The sequence below is a fragment of the Nocardiopsis kunsanensis DSM 44524 genome, from assembly GCF_000340965.1.
Classification (GTDB): domain Bacteria; phylum Actinomycetota; class Actinomycetes; order Streptosporangiales; family Streptosporangiaceae; genus Nocardiopsis; species Nocardiopsis kunsanensis.
The window spans coordinates 63,489-80,987 of record NZ_ANAY01000021.1; the positions used below are offsets into that span (position 1 = coordinate 63,489).

Here is a 17,499-nt window from a genome sequence, read left to right on the forward strand (position 1 = left end):
GAGCACGATCTGGGACATCTTCGCCTCCCGCTCTCTGTGGGACCACCCCCGCGCGTGCGGGGAGCACGAGGCCGCGCCGATGGAACCGCCGTCGGAGTGGGGACCACCCCCGCGCGTGCGGGGAGCACCACGATCACCGTCTCGTCACCTCCGGCCGCGAGGGACCACCCCCGCGCGTGCGGGGAGCACACCCCTATAGCAACGTTGCGTTGCGTTGCCGGGGGACCACCCCCGCGCGTGCGGGGAGCACTCTTCCTGACCTGCACACCTACCAACGAGTAACCCGAAAATCTGCAAACTTCACAGGACCTCGTAACAGGTTGATCACGACCTCACCGTCCGAACCGGCGACGCTTGTAGGCCTTGCTCCAGCCTTTGTTCTTCTCAGGGCGTTCGCCTGGCCCACCAGGTCCACGCCCTCCGACAGATCCGCCGACGCGGGGTCGTTCGATGAGCACCATCCCTTCATGGTCGACCGGGCACCACGAGTGCTCGAACGTCTCGAAGGTGAACCCCTGCTCATTGTTGGTGGTGTACGTAAGGATCGCTCGCCCCTGCCCCCGATACGTCTGCACCTCGTCCCACAGCACCTGACGCACTCGGGCCGAGGGGGTGCCGATGAACACGTTCGGAGCAATCTCCATCAACCACCGCGTGAGCAGCCCTCGCAACCCGACCGGACAATTGGTCAGAACGATCACCGTCACCAGATGACCCCCATGTTCTGTCCGGACTCCACGGTCACTCCCCCGTCGACGAGCAGGTCGACCCGGTCGCCCTCCGGTTCCTCCTCCCCTTCCGGCAGCAGGAGACCCTTGACGTCCTCCACGCAGCGTTCGAGGAGCTGTTCCTCGTGGATCCGGTCGCGCAGTGCCCGACGCGTGCGTGCCCCGAGATCGTCGGGGCTCTCGGCGGCGACCTCGAACGCCACGGGGATCGCCACCTCGACCTTGTAGAGGTCGGCGATGTCCAACACGAACGACTGCTCATGGCCGGAGTGCACGAAACCCAGGCCCGGAGAACAACCGAGCGCTGCCACCACGGACTGTGCGACACCGTAGAAACACTGCGACGCCGCGGTGATGGCCTGGTTGGGCGAGTCGTCCAGCTCGAACCGACCCTGCGTGTAGCGGCGCCCGTACCAGGCCACCCCGGTGCGTTCGGCTTCACGCTGGTAACAACGCCGGACCCGGTCGCCCTCCATGCCGAGAAGAGTGCGGCGGCTCGTGCCGCTGGTGTCCTCCCCGGGAAAACGCAGGGAGAACATGGCCCGGGCGACCTCGAGCCGTCTCCTCTGGTTCGCCCACGCCAGAGCTTGGGCCTCCACCAACGCGGACGATCGTGTGAGGGCACGCCCGCCCGAGTAGTAGCGGACCCCGCGCTCACCTACCCAGACGACCCCGGCCCCGCTCTCGCCCAGCAGTTCCATCGCTTTGTGGGTCACGCGCGTTCCCGGGCCCAGGAGCAGAGTTCCGATCGTCGCCGACGGCAGATGCCGGGTCCCTTCCCCGTCCTCGGCCGTCAGCGCGTTGGAGTCGCGGTGCACGGTGCAGCGTTCCAAGTACACGAAGGAGGTCCGGTCCCCGACCCTCGTGAGTTCGCTGGGGGTCAGCGCCTTACGGCGACCTGCGGTACTCATGCGGGGGCCAAGGTCAGAAGGCCGCACCCGTAGGCCTTGCCCTTACCGACCCCCGAGACCAGAGCGCTTCGCAGGGCCTCGGGGTCGGTGACCCTCAGGCGCCCGTCGTAGGTCACGCTGTACAGGGGAACTCTGTTGCGCTCCCCCGTCGCCCGTTCACGCTTGTCGAACCAGAGGCCGCGCCGATTGTGCACCATGAGTTCGTGATCGCGGGTGGTCTGCACGACCTCGAACCCGAGGCGTTCCTGCCGTTCGAGCAGCCACTTCGTCTGTCCGGCGACCGTGAGCTGCGCGGTGCGCTTGGTCGTCGTCTGCTTGTCGTCGGTACGTACCGACCGGACCGGGTTGGCGGCCAGGCGGAAGTTCCAGGTCTGTCCCTTCTCCAAACGGTCCAGGAGGGGCGCGTAGGCACGGGTCTGCACGGGGTGCTCGGGCCACCCCGCGTCCGAAGCCACATGGGACAGGTCGGGTTCGGTCGAGCTGACCACATACAAATACAGCTTGTTCCCTGAAGCCTGGTCGAGGCGCCACAGGACTCTCCCCTGGCCCTCCACGACCGTCTTCTTCCCGTCGAAGGCCTTGACCACGGCCCCGTGGACGGTCCTGGGGCTGGCGAGCAGCCGTCGTGTACCGGGGCGTCCGGGATCGAGCTGGAGTCGAGTGAGAAACATCAGCCACCTTCGTGTGTGTGCGGGGCGTCGTCTCGATCGAGGACCGCGATCGGGTCGTGGTCCTCGGGAAGGCCGAGGGCTGCCATGGGGTCGTGTTCGGGGACCGCCCCCGCGTCGCGGTAGGGCTTCTCCACGGGCTTTCCGTTGCTGATCCCCCGCATCCGGTACGTGCGGTGGAGGGGGTCGAAACTGACCGGCAGGTCGCGCCGTAGTTCGTCCGCCTCGTGCTCTGCCGGGGTGTCGACGAACGTCGGAAGGGGGGCCGGCACACGTGTCGGCTCTCCGGCCTCTTCGGCCCAGGGGCCCCGGGTACATTCCTCCTGGTACCAGGCGGAGGCCTGCCACTTCAGTGACGCGAGCACCGTCTCCAACCCGCCCGGGTGGATCCCCAGGTCCAAGGGGCGTGAGGGCGGGCAGGACCGCCTGCCCAGGTAGGGCATGAAGTACGGGGCCCGCAGAGCGTCGTCCAAGCGTCGCAGTAGAGCATCGTCGTCGCTCTCCAGGCCGACGACGAAAACCGCGTCGGCGAGGTAGAACCGCTCGGAAACGGGCATCGAATCGCCCGAGTCGAGATGCCGGGCGGTCTGGTAATCGCGGATGCGGTCGCCCGGCTGGTCGACACGCACGCCGAAGCGCAGGGCCGCCAGCTCCGAGAGGTCCTTCGTGCGGGGCCAACCGAGCGCTGAGGCCAGGAGGCCGACGACACCGCTCTTGGTGGGGGTGTTCTCCGTGGTTCGCCGGGCGAAGCGGGCAGAGGAACCCCAGGCCTGGAGCGGCCCCGCCAGGCACAGGGCGAGCACACTCATCAGCTGGTCCCCCGGCGCTGGGCGACGGCTTTACCGACGAGGGTGACGAGTTCCTTGAGGCCGCCGACCTCGTCGCCGAGCCCGGACACGGGATATCCGCTCACGCTCATGGCCCATCCTTGGGCATCGTCATCGCCGTAGGCGGCCTCGATCCCCTCGGCGTGTGCGGTGAGCCGGCACACGGCCTTTTCCATGTAACCGGAGTCGTGGGTGCTGGTGACGGGCTTCTCGAAGGCCCCGACGAAGCTGATCGGGCGTGCGCTGCGCATCTTGACGACCACGGCCTCGGGCAGGGTGTGGTTGCCGAAGGTGTTGGCCTTTCCCGAGGGCATGGACTCCACGAATCCGCGCACGAACGCTTCCACGGCACGGCGCACGGGCTCGCTGCCCGGCTGGTCGTCGCGCATCCCCTTGCCGAGGGTCTCGGCGAGCCGGTCGACGTCGACCGCCGCGTACCGGTACAGCGTGGCGGAGTTGAAGTCGACGGTGCCGATCATCCCCGCTCCGGTCTCTTCGTCGGGGTTCCGGTCGTCCACCGCGGTGTAGTAGTCGGACTCGTTGTCGACCTCGTGCACGCTCAGGGCGTGTGCGACCTGGGTGGCGGCGTCGACGTTGACGTCGGCGCCGTCGGCGACCATGCGGCCGAAGAGCGCGATGTCGATCGAGTGGGCGGTGTCGGCGAGGTCCTTGGCGCGCTTCTTGACGTCCTTGTCCTTGAGGAAGGCCGTGATGTCTTCCTTGCCTTCGTAGGCCAGGTCGCCGAGCGCGTCCCGCTGGCGGCGGCTGAGGAACATCAAGTACTTGGACTCGGGGGCGAGCGGACCGTCGTGGCCCTCGTCCTTGGCTTTCTTCTTCTTGCGATCGGACACCTCGACCGTGGCACCGGTAGCGGCCTTGATCACCTTGGCGGCCAGGTCCCAAGCGGTCTCCCGGGCCATGTTCTCGTCGTGTTCGAGGATGCGCTCGGCCACGTACTCCGCGACCTTCTTGGTACGCACGGCGAGCTCCTCAGGAGCCAGGTCCTCCTGGAACTTCTCCCGGGTGGCACGTTTCCAGGCCTGGCTGGAGACCCGGGAGCGTTGGACACCGCCGTAGACGGCGGTCTTGGGGCTCCCGGTGTCGTCGCGGTTGATGTTGCTCGGCGGCACGTTCTGGAGGATGTGGATGTCGAGGACGGTTCGGCTCATCGGTTCTTCCTTCCGAGTCTGCTTCGGGCAGGGGGCGCCCGGGGTTCGTCGAGTGCGGGGTTGCCGCTCTAGAGCTCCTCGGCGGTGGCTTCGCCCTCGGCGCTCTCAGCGTCGGTCTTCTCGGCCGAGGTTTCCTTCTTCTGGTGGAAGGAAGCGAACCCGTGCCCCCAGGCGTCCTTGACGGTCTCGGCACCGCGGGGGCGCTGGGCACGGTAGAGGTGCTCGGCGAGCAGCCCGTAGTCGAGGGGCTGGCGGGCCCCGCGCAGTCGTTGGACGATCTGGCGGAGTTCGCTCACCCGCTTGGTGTGCGAGGAGGCTTCGGCCGCCCTGCGTAGCCGGTTGTGCAGGGACGCTTCGATCTCCCCGACAGGCATGGCGCCCCGCACGGCCCAACCCACGTTGTGCTCCGCACGGCGTATCCCCCGACCGAACCGGCTCGGAATGTGCATGCCTTGGTCCGCGGTCTTGAGGGACTGCTGGTGCAGAGCGAACAGGGTCAGCGCCGCGTGCACCGCTTCCTCGGCTGCCTGTTCGGTCTTCTCCGTGCGTTCCTCGGCCCGGGGCCGTTCCCAGAGCCTCTCGTACTGCGCTGGGTCGACGGACATCCCCCACAGGCGGGGGCAGGAACCGAAGGTATGTCCCGCCCCCGAGCGGAGCTGGGCGAGGGTGGCGACGTCCTCGGAGTTGTCCGCGATGTAACCGCTCATGAGGTCGGTGACTCGGTCGCTGACCGCATTGCCCAGGGGACCGAGGTCCTCTCGGGGCTTCTTCTGGTTCGGGCTCTTCTTCTTTTCCGCGCTCTCTGTCTGTGCCAATGTCATCCGTACTCAGCTCGTGGAAGGAGGGGCGGGTTCGGCCGTGTTGGTCGGAAGTTCGCGTTCGAGAGCCCGTTCGAACCTCGAACGTGCTTGCGAGGTGCCCAGCCACAGATCGCCCGTGGCGGTCTCGATGACGCGCCCACGCCACGCGGTCGGTCCGGCGTTGCGGGCGAGTTCGTGTCCGAGCCGCTCGATCTCACGGCGCAGAGTGCGGCGCCACTGGCCCCGGGCGCCGTCCGGGTCGCTGTCCGCGCCGAGACCGGAGAGCCACTGGCGGTAGTGCCGGTCCAGTCGGCCGTAGGCACGGTCGCGTGCCGTGTTCCGCCGCGGTTTCGGTTCGGCCCCGCCGGCCTCGGCGAGGTCGTGGGCGAGTGTGGTCAGGACGCGCACGGCCGCGTCCGCGTCGGAGACCGCTCCGATCGCGGTCTGGCGCAGCCCGGGGCGCTGGTCGTCGAGCAGCGCGACGGACATGTCGAGGTCGTCGTCGACGACTTCGTCGATCACCGACTGCTGGGTCCCGTACTGGGCTCCGATCAACCGGAGCCGTAGGCGCCGGTGGTCCTCCCGCAGAAGCTCGTCGCGACGCAACCGGGCCACCCAGTCGAGGATCCGGGGACGCTCACCGTCGTCACTCCTGTGTCCGCTCTCGGTGAGCAAGGAAGCCAGCCCGCGCCAGGCACTGCGAGTGGGGTCGTGTTCGCGCGGCATGAGCACCAAGGGCCGCTTGTGCTTCTTCTCCTGGGCCTGGCTGCGTCGCCACCCGGTCATGGGTTCCTGGAGGTGGCGGTTCTCGTGCGGGGCCAGCGGGTCACCGTAGGTCAGCAGCACACCGTGGACGTGGTCGGCGTCGGCGAACAGGCGCACCCGTCGGCTCTGCCAGGTGTAGAGGTCGCGTACGCCGTGGGGGCGCGCGACCGCTTCGGAGGGCCTGATCGGGCCGGGGCCGGTGGGCTCGTGGCGCCAGGCGGGGGCGTCACGGTCGTCGGCCTCGATGTGTTCGTAATCGGTGGCGACGAGGTTGAGCAGCAGGGATTCCTTGAGGTTCGCCCCCTGCCACATGGTGCCGCCGATGTTGCCGGCCCAGGCCACGCCTTGCGGATAGGCCTTGCCGCCCTTGGCCCGGGGGTCCCCGACCACACCGGACTTGATCCCGGCGGTGTCGAAGGCCTGGGCGTGGACGAGCCAACGCGCGGCCTCGGCGAAGGTCAGGGCCTGGGCTCCGAGGGCCCGCATGGTGAAGAACTGCTCGCCGTTGGGCACATCGCCGACGATGCGGTCGAGGGAGGAGTACTCGCCTTTTGCTGTGTGCAGCCCGGCGACCTGGAAGAAGGGGGTCTCGGGGTGGAAGAGGTCGAAGCGGTCCCGGTACTGGTCGAGATAGCGGTCGATCTCCTGGACGGGAAGCGTGTCGGCCTCCCAGAGTTCTCCCCAGTCCTCGGGTTCGGCGGGGCCGTCGACCGCGTCGTGCAGGATCGCCAACAGCAGCCGGAACAGGGCGAACTCCTGTGTGGGGAGGTCGCCCACCAGCCGTAGGAGGCCCGGGGCCTGGCGGAGGACCTCGCGCAGGGAGAGGTCGGCCTCGGTCCCGTCCAGCCGTAGGGCACGGAGCCAGGGGCGTTCGGTGAGGTCGAACGCCGGGGGCGAGGGAGGTTGGTCGTGTGGGGGGTCAGTCGGCACGGTTCACCTTCAAGCCGTCCTCCGGGTCGTATTCGAGTTCGAAGCCTGCCAGGTGCCTACGACAATTCTCGTCGAGGACGAGAACGAGTTCCCCCGCCAACCAGGTGGATTCCTTCGCCTGCCAAGCGTCAAAAATGTCCTCTTCGAGTTCTTCGATCGCTTTCATGGCGGTTTTTTCGAACGTGAATTCGAAGGGCAGGCGCAGAGCACACGCGGCGATGGTGCGGGCGAGCCCGGAAGGCGGGACGGCTTCGGTCGGGATCTCTCTGCCGCCACGGCCGTCGGTGAGCCAGGGGACGGTGGCCAGGGACCCGTCCGCCCGGCGCTGGACCACCAGGACCTCGATGGTTTCCGGGCTGTCACGAACCTGTTGGCGGCCCGCGCGCGTGTCGTCGGCGTCCCCCGCGCCGGCCGATATCCACCCTTCCAGGGCCCGGCCCGCACGCCGGACCGGGCCGACCATGAACCCCTTGGCCCTGGCCTTCTGTGTCTCGACGTGCAGGTCGAAGGACTCACGCTCGCGCGCGACGGCCTCCTGCCACTCCTGCGGCCCGACGGGTCCATCGGCGTAGACCTCTCGTACCAGGGGGCTGATGTCGTCCGGAAGACGAACGAGCATCCGTTCTTCCGACCCGGCCCCCGAAGCGGACCAGCGCCCTTCGAGAACGGCGGCGCTGCGCAACAGCAGGTAGCGACCGTAGATGGCCGTTCCACTGACGGGTACGGGCACCTGCCCACTCCAGTCCACACCGGTGACCAGGCAACGGGCCTCACGCAACCCCGCGGGACGCTCGGCCTGTTGCTCGCCCCGCTCGTGCCGGTGCGACCGCCCCATGCGCTGTAGAAGCAGGTCGATGGGGGCCAGGTCGGTGACGAGAAGGTCGAAGTCGATGTCGAGGGACTGCTCGGCGACCTGACTGGCCACCACGATGTGCGGCCCCTCGGGGCGCTCCCCTTCCAGTTCTGCGACCTTGTCCGGCGGACCGAACCGGCGCAGCAGGTCTTCGTCCTTGGCCAGACGATCGAGGTCGAGGAAACGGGCATGGGCGACGCTGACGTTCTCCGCCCCGAACTCCGCGCGGAGCCGCTCCGCGGCCGCGTGCACACGCCCGACCGTGTTCCGGACGACCAGCGCGTTTCCGCCCTGCGTGAGCTCGTCCTTCAGCCGCGCAGCGAGAGTGTCGAGGTCGTCGTCCAGGCGCTCCACACGCACATCGGTCTTGCGGCCCGACGCCCGAGGGCGGTGCATCCGCGGCGCCTCTCCCCTGGCCACCGCGGTGACGAGCGGATAGGCCTTCTCCTCGGCCACTGCGTCGAAGTCCGCAGAACCTGCGCGCACGCCCGCGTAGGCCTCGGCGAGTTGCCGGCGCCGCTTCGGCGGAAGGGTCGCCGACAGCACCACGACCGGTACCCCGTACGCGCCCAACCACGAGAGGGCCCGGTCGAGGTACCGGCTCATGTAGGTGTCGTAGGCGTGGGCCTCGTCGACCACCACGATCTTGCCGGCGACCGCGAGGTGGCGCAGCGCGAGGTGGCGGGTCTTGAGCCCGACGAACAGCAGCTGGTCGATGGTGCCCGCCACGAAGGACGCGAGCATGCCCTTCTTGCGGCCGCGCAACCAGTGGTGGGCGACCAATTCGGCGGTGAGCCGGACCTCGTCGCGCTTGCGGTCCCGGTGGTCCTCCCCCGTCGCGTCCTGCTCGATGTTGGTGCTGCGGCGGCCGGCACGCATCATCTCCCGGAAATGGTCGTTGAGTGCGGCCTTGGAGTGGGCGAGGTTGACCGAGTGGCGTGCACCCTCGGTTCCTGGCAGGTTCTTCAGCCAGGTGGTCAGGCGCGGGAACATGGCGTTGCCGGTCGCCATCGTCGGCAGCGCGAAGAAGCACCCGCCCGCGCCGGTGCTGTGTGCCAAACACTCGGTGGCGACCAGGGCGGCCTCGGTCTTGCCCTCCCCCATGGGCGCCTCGATCATCAACAGCCCCGGCCCGCCGAGCTCGCGCGCGGCGGCCACGGCGGTTTCCTGGACGGGGCGGACGACCGCTCCGGGCGGAAGGGCGAAGCGCTGCGAGAAGACCTCGTCGAGGTCGGAACCGGGTTCCTCGGCCGACCAGGGTTCGGGCAGGTCGAGGCGCTGCCAGGCGTGTTCGACACGTTCGCGCCCGTGGCCGCCGCCCTCGGAGAAGAGCGGGAAGAGGTCGGTGTTGGAGGCGATCCAGTCCGAGACGATCACCAGGGCGGTCAGCAGTACCTGGGCGGGCTGGGAGAGCTTGACCTTGCTCCATGCCGCGAAGCGGTCTGTCACGCCGCACGCGTCGGCGGCATGGTCGAGGAGTTCGGCCTGGGTGCTCCTCCAAGCGTGTTCGGTGTTCCTGGACCACATCAGGTGCGGGTTTTCCGCGAGGTCGTCGACCTGGAGGGATTCGGGCGGGACACCGTGGTGGCCCCCGGCGATGATGGTGAACGGCGTGGTTGCCTTCCCCTGCCAGCTGTGCCGTTCCATGAGCCACTCGCGGATGACGAGTTGCCCAGCGAGGCCGTGCGGCGCGATCTTGCGGTCCCGACGGATCGTCTGTTCGAGGGGCGTCTCGAGCCCCTGCCTGCGCATGCGGTCGGCGAGCGCCTCGACCTGGCAGGCGAAGGCGGGTGTGCACTTACCGATGTCGTGGGTGCAGGCGAGGAAGACCGCGAGCGCGCGTGCGTCGCCGTCCCCGCCGGGCAGTTCCGCAGCGATGAGGCGGCGTACTTGGCGAGGGAGCCAGTGGTCCCACAGGACGCCGGCGATGGCGGCGCTGTCGGACATGTGTTGCCAGAGGGGGAGCCAGTCGTCCGTGTCACGGTCGTGCTTGGCCCACACGGACCTGGCAGCGGCCGAGAGGCCGCCGGGCCAGGCGGACTCGCGGGGGGTCGAGTTCATGAGGCCACCCAATCGAAGATTTGGGGATGCTGTACCGCAAATGCCGGGATTGGCCAAATCCGGCCAATCCCGGCATCCCCGGCGCACCTGAGGCGCTGGTGTGTTAGCACCCAGCGTCCAGCACCTCCCCACGGAGTGCACGCCGTCATACCGAACGCGCGGGCGCGATGACGAGGGACCACCCCTCGCCCCCGCGCGTGCGAGGAGCACGAGTTGGGTCAAGTCGGAGCTCTCGCAGGGCGCGGGACCATCCCCGCGTGCGCGGGGAGCATGCCATGTTCGTCTGTGACACTCAGTCTCCGACGGGGCCACCCCCGCATGCGCGGGGAACACGGGCGATTCTATACATAGCTGATGTAGACTTCCCCTCATTCACTTTGAACGTCGGAGACTGAAGGAGATCAGTGAACACGACCCCCCAGGGCGACCAAGACACCTGCGCTCCCCACTACCAGACAGAAACCTCCACTGTTAGCACTCGAACGCTCCTGATTCTTACGCTCTGTGTCGTCGGCGCATTTGCTTCGACGTGGCTCCAGTGGTCTGGCGGAGCATCGCACCAGTCGGCCATCGATAGTGGCCTTGGGACGGGATTGCTGTCCTACATTGCGCTGACTCGGCTCGTTCACTAAACCTCTCCGCGCGCGGGGGACACTACCGGGGCCCCGGGTTCGCCGGCCCCAGACCGAGACCAACCCAGCACGCGGAGAGCGCATCACCGCACGCAGGCGCGCGAGCGCACGGTCGGGACCATCCCCGCGTGCGCGGGGAGCACGAGTCCATGGTGGTCGTGTCGACGACCTCCTCGGGACCACCCCCGCGTGCGCGGGGAGCACGCCAGGCGCTTGCGGGTGGGCACGTCCTCGTCGGGACCACCCCCGCGCGTGCGGGGAGCACACGGCGCGCTGCCAGCGGATCTGGCCGTGGCGGGGACCATCCCCGCGCGTGCGGGGAGCACGTCCTGGCTGTGGCCGGGTTCGGAGGAGGTGAGGGGCCATCCCCGCGCGTGCGGGGAGCACCGAATGCGGCTCACAGCCCGACGCGGCGCATGGGGGACCATCCCCGCGCGTGCGAGGAGCACATCCCCCCGAATTCCAGGTGCGGGCGGAACAGGGGACCATCCCCGCGCGTGCGGGGAGCACATGACCGCGGTGAGCCTCGGGGCGTCCGGACGGGGACCATCCCCGCGCGTGCGGGGAGCACCTACGCCCCCACGGCCGGCCCACGCGAGGCCGGGGACCATCCCCGCGCGTGCGGGGAGCACGCTATTCGGTATTCCGGCCGGTCGCTGGTGGGGGGACCATCCCCGCGCGTGCGGGGAGCACGCGTGGACACAGGAGCGCTCCCTCGACCTGATCGGGACCATCCCCGCGCGTGCGGGGAGCACCTCCGCCACCGTGGCGGTGCCGGCCGTCGGGTAGGACCATCCCCGCGCGTGCGGGGAGCACGAGGCCCTCCAGACGTCGCTGAGGCACGCCGGGGGACCATCCCCGCGCGTGCGGGGAGCACGGTGGCTGGTGTCTCGTGCTCACCCATCAGCAGGGACCATCCCCGCGCGTGCGGGGAGCACCCTCTCAGCACGGGGGGCGCCTACCCCCCGCTTGGACCATCCCCGCGCGTGCGGGGAGCACTCCGTGCCGCTGCCGAGGTAGGACAACCTTTCGGGACCATCCCCGCGCGTGCGGGGAGCACTGCTGCCGGCGTCCTGTCCGGGGTCTTGACGCGGGACCATCCCCGCGCGTGCGGGGAGCACTGTCCGCTCCCCCTGCCCCCTCCGGTCCCTCTGGGACCATCCCCGCGCGTGCGGGGAGCACGATGGTCAGATCACGTTCGACATCCCGGGAGGGGGACCATCCCCGCGTGCGCGGGGAGCACCGCCGCCCGGTATCCGCAGGTGCGGCACAACGGGGACCATCCCCGCGTGCGCGGGGAGCACACTGGGGCGGGCCCTCCGACCACCCCGAACCCGGGACCATCCCCGCGTGCGCGGGGAGCACCGCACCCGCACCGACGACGCCCGCTACCAGGGGGGACCATCCCCGCGTGCGCGGGGAGCACCCCGCCTCGGGCACGGCCCCGCTCCAGACCTCGGGACCATCCCCGCGTGCGCGGGGAGCACCCACACTTCCCCGGCACCGACACCCTGTCCATGGGACCATCCCCGCGTGCGCGGGGAGCACGACGCGATCCAGTGGATCAACGTTTCCATCGAGGGACCATCCCCGCGTGCGCGGGGAGCACGTCACCTACAGGGATGTCCGTCGCGCGGCGACGGGACCATCCCCGCGTGCGCGGGGAGCACGGAATGGGCCAACCAGATTGCCAAGCGCGACGGGGACCATCCCCGCGTGCGCGGGGAGCACCGCAAGATCATCCTGCGCGATGATCGGGGCAAGGGACCATCCCCGCGTGCGCGGGGAGCACTGGCTCTGTCCCTGGCCTCCAACGATCACACCGGGACCATCCCCGCGTGCGCGGGGAGCACATGGACATGAGCGCCTCCAGGTCCAACGGGTCGGGACCATCCCCGCGTGCGCGGGGAGCACTACAGCCTGTCCGGTGACTGGCGTAACGGGGAGGGACCATCCCCGCGTGCGCGGGGAGCACCCCTCCTGCGCCTGCCGACGGACGTTGTCCGGGGGACCATCCCCGCGTGCGCGGGGAGCACCCCGCGCACGGCCAGGACCCCGAGCCCGCCACGGGACCATCCCCGCGTGCGCGGGGAGCACGCCAAGGGCGACGAGTACGACCGTGAGGCCGCGGGACCATCCCCGCGTGCGCGGGGAGCACCTGGTGGGCAGAGGCAGCACCCGTCAGTGGTTGGGACCATCCCCGCGTGCGCGGGGAGCACTCCCGCCCCGATCGGGCCCCGGACACGACCCGGGGACCATCCCCGCGTGCGCGGGGAGCACAGACTGTTGCTGTACGTGCTGAACGAGACAGTGGGACCATCCCCGCGTGCGCGGGGAGCACTTGGCCATGAATGTCGGCGAACTCGTCGCCACGGGACCATCCCCGCGTGCGCGGGGAGCACAAGTTCGACAGGAGGATCTGTGAGGCCGGAGGGGGACCATCCCCGCGTGCGCGGGGAGCACGCTCGTCCTAGACGACGTTCCGGACGTGGACCTGGGACCATCCCCGCGTGCGCGGGGAGCACACGGGCGAGCCCACGGGCGAGCCCACGGGCACGGGACCATCCCCGCGTGCGCGGGGAGCACTGGTAGCCCCCGCCCTCCCCGTGCGCCTCGCAGGGACCATCCCCGCGTGCGCGGGGAGCACTCTTCCTGACCTGCACGTCTACCGACGAGTAACCCGAAAATCTGCAAACTTCACAGGTTCAGATAACGCTGAGATCACGCCGTCGACCCTTCGGGCGAGGAAGTGCAGGTCTCAGTATGCGACGCACAGACCCCGGACGCATCCCTCCCCCTCACATGAACCGCCCCCGAGTCGGCCGCCCCGACCCGAGACGCACGGAGCGGCCGACCCACGGACACCTCCCCTCTCCCGGACGGGCGTCCCTGCCACAGCCGCTCGACAAGACGGCAGAAAAAATCTGAGGCGCGCGGAATACCACCCGGTCCCCTCCCGTTACACGCGGCGAGGGTCGGTGCGGTAGCAAGTGTCCCCCGGGCTCCACTCAAAGCCTTCACGGAATACCGCGCCCTCGAGGCGGACTCGGAACCGTGTTGTGCCACGCGCCGAGAGGCGACCGCCGCATCGACCCTCCTTCAAACTTCATATGTCGAAGGCCCCGTGCCGACGGACTCCATACGGAGCCCCGCCGACACGGGGCTTTTTGTATGCACGAGAGCACCCCTGCTCAGTCCCTGCTCACCCGCCCCGTCCGGTCCGGTTGCTGCGGGCCAGCAGGTACAGCAGGTACGGCGCGCACAGGATCCCGGTGACGACCCCGACGGGGAGCTCGCTCCCGCCGAAGGCCGTGCGGGCGATCAGATCCGAGACTGCCACCAACACCCCGCCGCACGCCGCCGCCGGGAACAGCCCCACGGCCCTGCCCCGCAACATCCGCCGCACGATCTGCGGCGCCACCAGCGCCACGAACGCGACCGGCCCGGCCACAGCGGTGGCCATCGCCGCCAGGGCCGCCGCGGTGAACAGCAGCGCGCCCCGTGACAGCACCGCACGGTTGCCCAGCGCGGTCGCGGTGTCCTCCCCGAACTGCAGCAGCCCCAGCGGACGCGCCAGCGCGAAAACGGCCGGTACCAGTACCACCAGGGCCAGCAGGATCGTCGCCACGTGCGGCCAGTCGCGGTTGGCCAGGCTCCCGGTGATCCAGATCATCGCGCGTTGGGCGGTTCCGATCTCCGCGCGCGTCAAAAAGTAGGAGGTGACCGCGCTCAACATGGCCGTCACCGCGATCCCCACGAGTACCAACCGTTGTCCGGACACCCCGCGCCGGTACGCGAGCAGGTACAGCAGCAGCGCGGTGGCCACGGCCCCCACGAGTGCCCCCGACGCGATCACTACCGCCGACCCGCCGAACACGACGATGGTCAGCACCGCCGCCGTCGTGGCTCCGGCCCCGACCCCGATGATGTCCGGGCTGACGAGCGGGTTGTGCGCCAACCGTTGCAGCAGGCCGCCCGAGAGCGCCAGCGCCGCGCCCACCCCGAGCGCGGTGAGCACGCGCGGGAGCCGCAGGTCGACGACGACGTGTGTGGTCAACAGGTCCGCCCGTCCGGCCAGGGCCGCCACCACCTGGTCCACGCCCATCGCGAAGTCGCCCACCGCCAGGGAGAGGACCGCCGTCGCGGCGGCCAGCACGCTCAGCGCCGCGCCGAGCAGGGCCGAGGGCACGTGTACCCGCAGTGACACTCCCCCGGACCCGATGATGCGGGTCTCCGGTCCGCGTTCCCCGGCCCGCCTCCGCCCGGCCGCACCCTTCAGGTCCGTCTCCGAACGCCCGGTCACAGCCCTGCCGCCTTCCTCCGTCGCACGAGCAGAATGAAGAACGGCGCCCCGATCAGCGCGGTGACGATCCCGACCTGCAGTTCTTCCGGGCGCACCACCACCCGCCCCGCGATGTCGGCCACCAGCAACAGCAGGGGCGCCAGCACCGCCGACCAGGGCAGCAGCCACCGGTGGTCCGGGCCGACGAGGGCCCGGGCGATGTGCGGGACGGCGACGCCGACGAACCCGATCGGCCCGGCCAGGGCAGTGGCGGTCCCGGCAAGCAGGACCACCGCGACCGCGCTTCCCGTTCGTACGAGCCACAGCCGGGTCCCCAGGGAGCGGGCGAGGTCGTCGCCGAGCGCGACCACGTTGAGCGGGCGCGCCAGCGCCACCGCCAACACCAGCCCTGCCGCCAGGAACGGCAGCGCTTGGGGCAGCGACGTGCTGTCCGCGCCGACCAGGGAACCCACGACCCAGAACCGGTACTCGTCCAGGGTTGCGCGGTCCTGCAAGACGATCGCCGAGGTCATCGACCCGAGCATGGCCGAGATCGCGACGCCGGCCAGTGCGAGCTTGACGGGGGTCGCCCCGTCCGGTCCGAGTGAGCCCACGGTGTAGACCACACAGGCCGCCAGCGCCGCGCCCAGGAAGGCGAACCCGACGTAGCCGAGCAGCGCGGTGGCCCCGAGGGCGCTGATGGCCAGGACGGCGGCCAGGGCGGCGCCGGCGTTGATGCCGAGAAGGCCCGGGTCGCCGAGGGGGTTACGGGTGACGCCCTGGACGATGACCCCGGCCGCACCGAGCGCCGCGCCGACGAACAGGCCGGCGAGGGTGCGCGGGACCCGCAGGTGCCGGACGACGAGGTCGGTGTCGGATCCGGTGTAGCCGGCGTAGGCGAGGTGGAGTTCCTCGGGGGTGAGCTGCTGGTATCCGATGAGGACGGAGGCCAGCGCGACCGCCGCCAGGAGTACTACGGCCGCGAGCAGTCCGAGTGTGCGGGCGGTGGTTCCGCCGAGCAGACCGGTCCCGTTCGTGGTGGCGGGGCCGCGTCGCGGGCGGTTTCTCGGAGGTTTCCCCCTGGGGGTGCCCGCCTGCGTGCCGACGCGGTCCCTCTCCTCGGGTTCCGGCCGGGGCTTGTGGTTCTTGCCGGTCAGGGGCGGCGCGGCCGCTGCATCCATGCGGTCGGCCGTGTGGTCGGCCATCGCTGCGCCTACTCGAACAGGTCGGGGTGGATGATCTCGGCGACCTTCGCCACCGCCGGGGCGCTGCGCACGCCCGCGGAACGGTCGGCGAAGGTGAACTCCTCGACCTGTTCCTCCTCGACGGCGGTGACGTTGGCCAGCACGGGATCGTCCATGACTTCTTCGACCTGGGGTGCGGCGTCGGCGGCGGTCATCTCGGCGTCGCAGCAGACGTCGATGAGCATGAAGTCGGGGTCGCGTTCGATGAGGTCCTCGGTGGAGACCGCGTGATTGCGTCCGTCGTCGAGGTCGGCGAAGGCGTTGACGCCTCCGGCCAGGTCGATGATCTCGGTGGAGAAGTCGGGCCCTCCGGCCACCCGGAACCCTTGGTCGTCGGGGCGGGCGATCGCCACGGTCGGGCGGTCCTCTTCGGTGATCTCGCCCTCGAGGCGTTCGGTGACCTCCCCGACGGTGTCTTCCATGTCGGCGACGACCTCTTCGGCTCGGTCCTCGGTGTCGAAGAGGGTTCCGAGGTCGCGCAGGTCGTCGTAGATGTGTTCCATCGTGACCGTGGAGGGGTCGATGGTTTCGTCGGACTTACCGTCCTCGCTGGGGCACAGCGGTGACGGGATCCAGCTCTCGACACCGAGTTCGCGCAGGGAGGCGCGGGTGCCGAGCTGTTCTTCGGTGAAGACGTCGTTGAACCCGGACAGTACGAAGTCGGGGTTGTGGCTGAGGAGTTCTTCGCGGCTGGGCAGGTTCGGGTAGTACTCCTGCTCCGCTTGAGCGTCGGCGTATTCCTCGGGGACCTGCGCGTCGAGGTAGGCGGTGCCCACCAGCCGGTCGCTGATGCCGAGGGCGTGCGCGGTCTCGATCGCGGGCTGGTAGGCGGCGAAGACCCGCTCGGGCGGGTCGTCGGCCGGGACCTCCATGTCGCAGTTGGCGATGGTCTCGTCCGCGGCACCGGTGCCGGTGTCGCCGTCGTCGGCGCCTCCGCTGCAGGCGGTGGTCAGGAGCAGCAGGGCCAGGGCCGCGGCGGCGCCGGAACGCCGTGGGGCGAGGCCGCGGGCGGTTGCCTGCTCCGGTCGGCCGGAGCGCGGGGAGGTGGTCAGGAAACCAGGCATGCGGGCAGGCCGGAGGGCCGCCCATGCGTCAGTGGGCTTCATCGAGGAACCATCCTTCGTGGTTCGATGACGCGGACGTGCGCAGCCGGTCTCCTGGCTCCCGGGGTGAGCGGCCGTGGTGGCTGCCCTGCGCGTTCCCGCCTTCCCGGGCCGTGTCGGCCCAGTGGCGTGTGGGAGGCGCTGTCCCGGTCACAGTGGCGAGGACCGCGCCGGTCTTGCACCGGCTTCCCGAACACTGCGACGTCGACGACAAGGTCGTTTCGGTTGTCGACACATCACCCTAGTACATGGGGTTCTGTCTGCTTTTGCGAGGTCGCTGCCCGCTGCCGTGGCCCGTATGAGGGGCCGTTCCCGGCGGTCGTTCCCGCACGGTCGGTCGGCGGCACCGGACCACGCGCGCGGCCGGCCGGGCGGCCTCTCCTGTTCGTGGCCGCTCCTCGCCCGGGCGTCGGCGCCACGCAGGCCGTCGAAGACACGCTCGGTTCCGCAGGGCGGGCGGCGGAGGAGGAAGGAGACACTGGTCATGGCGGTTTCTTCCGGGGCCGGGTTGGCCAGCGCCACGACC

At 70.0% G+C, this 17,499-nt stretch carries 11 protein-coding genes, 2 CRISPR repeat arrays and 1 riboswitch (1 of these 14 cut by a window edge); all 11 genes read right to left on the reverse strand.

Annotated elements, in window-relative coordinates:
* Window positions 1-250: direct repeats of the CRISPR family, unit length 29 nt; unit sequence GGGACCACCCCCGCGCGTGCGGGGAGCAC; it begins 450 nt to the left of the window's first position.
* Between the two features lie 82 nt (window positions 251-332).
* The 11 genes from cas2e to D456_RS0115015 all read right to left on the reverse strand — a co-directional run bounded on the left by cas2e (window position 333) and on the right by D456_RS0115015 (window position 16,976).
* Entirely contained in the window at window positions 333-707 is a 375-nt protein-coding gene (cas2e, locus tag D456_RS0114965) for a type I-E CRISPR-associated endoribonuclease Cas2e (RefSeq protein ID WP_017576995.1), read from the reverse strand.
* Window positions 704-1,639, reverse strand: coding sequence for a type I-E CRISPR-associated endonuclease Cas1e (gene cas1e / locus D456_RS0114970; protein WP_017576996.1), 936 nt, complete (start codon window positions 1,637-1,639; stop codon window positions 704-706). Before cas1e ends, cas2e begins: the two co-directional genes overlap by 4 nt.
* The gene (gene cas6e / locus D456_RS0114975) at window positions 1,636-2,310 is read right to left on the reverse strand and encodes a type I-E CRISPR-associated protein Cas6/Cse3/CasE (protein ID WP_017576997.1); all 675 of its coding nucleotides are present in this window, start codon (window positions 2,308-2,310) and stop codon (window positions 1,636-1,638) included. The genes cas1e and cas6e overlap by 4 nt, the downstream gene beginning before the upstream one ends.
* Window positions 2,310-3,116 (reverse strand): type I-E CRISPR-associated protein Cas5/CasD, encoded by an 807-nt coding sequence (gene cas5e / locus D456_RS0114980; protein ID WP_017576998.1) that lies wholly within the window; start codon window positions 3,114-3,116, stop codon window positions 2,310-2,312. The genes cas6e and cas5e overlap by 1 nt, the downstream gene beginning before the upstream one ends.
* Window positions 3,116-4,303: a type I-E CRISPR-associated protein Cas7/Cse4/CasC gene (gene cas7e / locus D456_RS0114985; RefSeq protein WP_017576999.1), complete on the reverse strand. Its 1,188-nt coding sequence runs from the start codon at window positions 4,301-4,303 to the stop codon at window positions 3,116-3,118. Before cas7e ends, cas5e begins: the two co-directional genes overlap by 1 nt.
* A gap of 68 nt (window positions 4,304-4,371) precedes the next feature.
* On the reverse strand, window positions 4,372-5,118 hold the full coding sequence (casB, locus tag D456_RS24260) for a type I-E CRISPR-associated protein Cse2/CasB (RefSeq protein ID WP_160166730.1): 747 nt from the start codon (window positions 5,116-5,118) through the stop codon (window positions 4,372-4,374).
* Between the two features lie 12 nt (window positions 5,119-5,130).
* Window positions 5,131-6,798: a type I-E CRISPR-associated protein Cse1/CasA gene (casA, locus tag D456_RS0114995; RefSeq protein WP_017577001.1), complete on the reverse strand. Its 1,668-nt coding sequence runs from the start codon at window positions 6,796-6,798 to the stop codon at window positions 5,131-5,133.
* Window positions 6,788-9,712, reverse strand: coding sequence for a CRISPR-associated helicase/endonuclease Cas3 (locus D456_RS0115000; protein ID WP_017577002.1), 2,925 nt, complete (start codon window positions 9,710-9,712; stop codon window positions 6,788-6,790). The genes casA and D456_RS0115000 overlap by 11 nt, the downstream gene beginning before the upstream one ends.
* 746 nt (window positions 9,713-10,458) lie before the next feature.
* Window positions 10,459-12,991: direct repeats of the CRISPR family, unit length 29 nt; unit sequence GGGACCATCCCCGCGCGTGCGGGGAGCAC.
* Between the two features lie 555 nt (window positions 12,992-13,546).
* Entirely contained in the window at window positions 13,547-14,647 is a 1,101-nt protein-coding gene (locus tag D456_RS0115005; protein ID WP_017577003.1) for a FecCD family ABC transporter permease, read from the reverse strand.
* Window positions 14,644-15,831: a FecCD family ABC transporter permease gene (locus tag D456_RS0115010; RefSeq protein ID WP_017577004.1), complete on the reverse strand. Its 1,188-nt coding sequence runs from the start codon at window positions 15,829-15,831 to the stop codon at window positions 14,644-14,646. The genes D456_RS0115005 and D456_RS0115010 overlap by 4 nt, the downstream gene beginning before the upstream one ends.
* Before the next feature lie 8 nt (window positions 15,832-15,839).
* Window positions 15,840-16,976, reverse strand: coding sequence for an ABC transporter substrate-binding protein (locus D456_RS0115015; RefSeq protein WP_017577005.1), 1,137 nt, complete (start codon window positions 16,974-16,976; stop codon window positions 15,840-15,842).
* Window positions 16,977-17,000: 24 nt separating this feature from the next.
* Window positions 17,001-17,188: riboswitch (cobalamin riboswitch) on the reverse strand.
* Between the last annotated feature and the right edge of the window lie 311 nt (window positions 17,189-17,499).

What these genes read in the sequence shown, in the direction of transcription:
- D456_RS0115000 (WP_017577002.1), bottom strand. Translation starts at nt 9,712, where the DNA reads ATGAACTCGACCCCCCGCGAGTCCGCCTGGCCCGGCGGCCTCTCGGCC.
- cas5e (WP_017576998.1), bottom strand. Translation starts at nt 3,116, where the DNA reads ATGAGTGTGCTCGCCCTGTGCCTGGCGGGGCCGCTCCAGGCCTGGGGT.
- cas6e (WP_017576997.1), bottom strand. Translation starts at nt 2,310, where the DNA reads ATGTTTCTCACTCGACTCCAGCTCGATCCCGGACGCCCCGGTACACGA.
- cas1e (WP_017576996.1), bottom strand. Translation starts at nt 1,639, where the DNA reads ATGAGTACCGCAGGTCGCCGTAAGGCGCTGACCCCCAGCGAACTCACG.
- D456_RS0115010 (WP_017577004.1), bottom strand. Translation starts at nt 15,831, where the DNA reads ATGGCCGACCACACGGCCGACCGCATGGATGCAGCGGCCGCGCCGCCC.
- cas7e (WP_017576999.1), bottom strand. Translation starts at nt 4,303, where the DNA reads ATGAGCCGAACCGTCCTCGACATCCACATCCTCCAGAACGTGCCGCCG.
- D456_RS0115015 (WP_017577005.1), bottom strand. Translation starts at nt 16,976, where the DNA reads ATGAAGCCCACTGACGCATGGGCGGCCCTCCGGCCTGCCCGCATGCCT.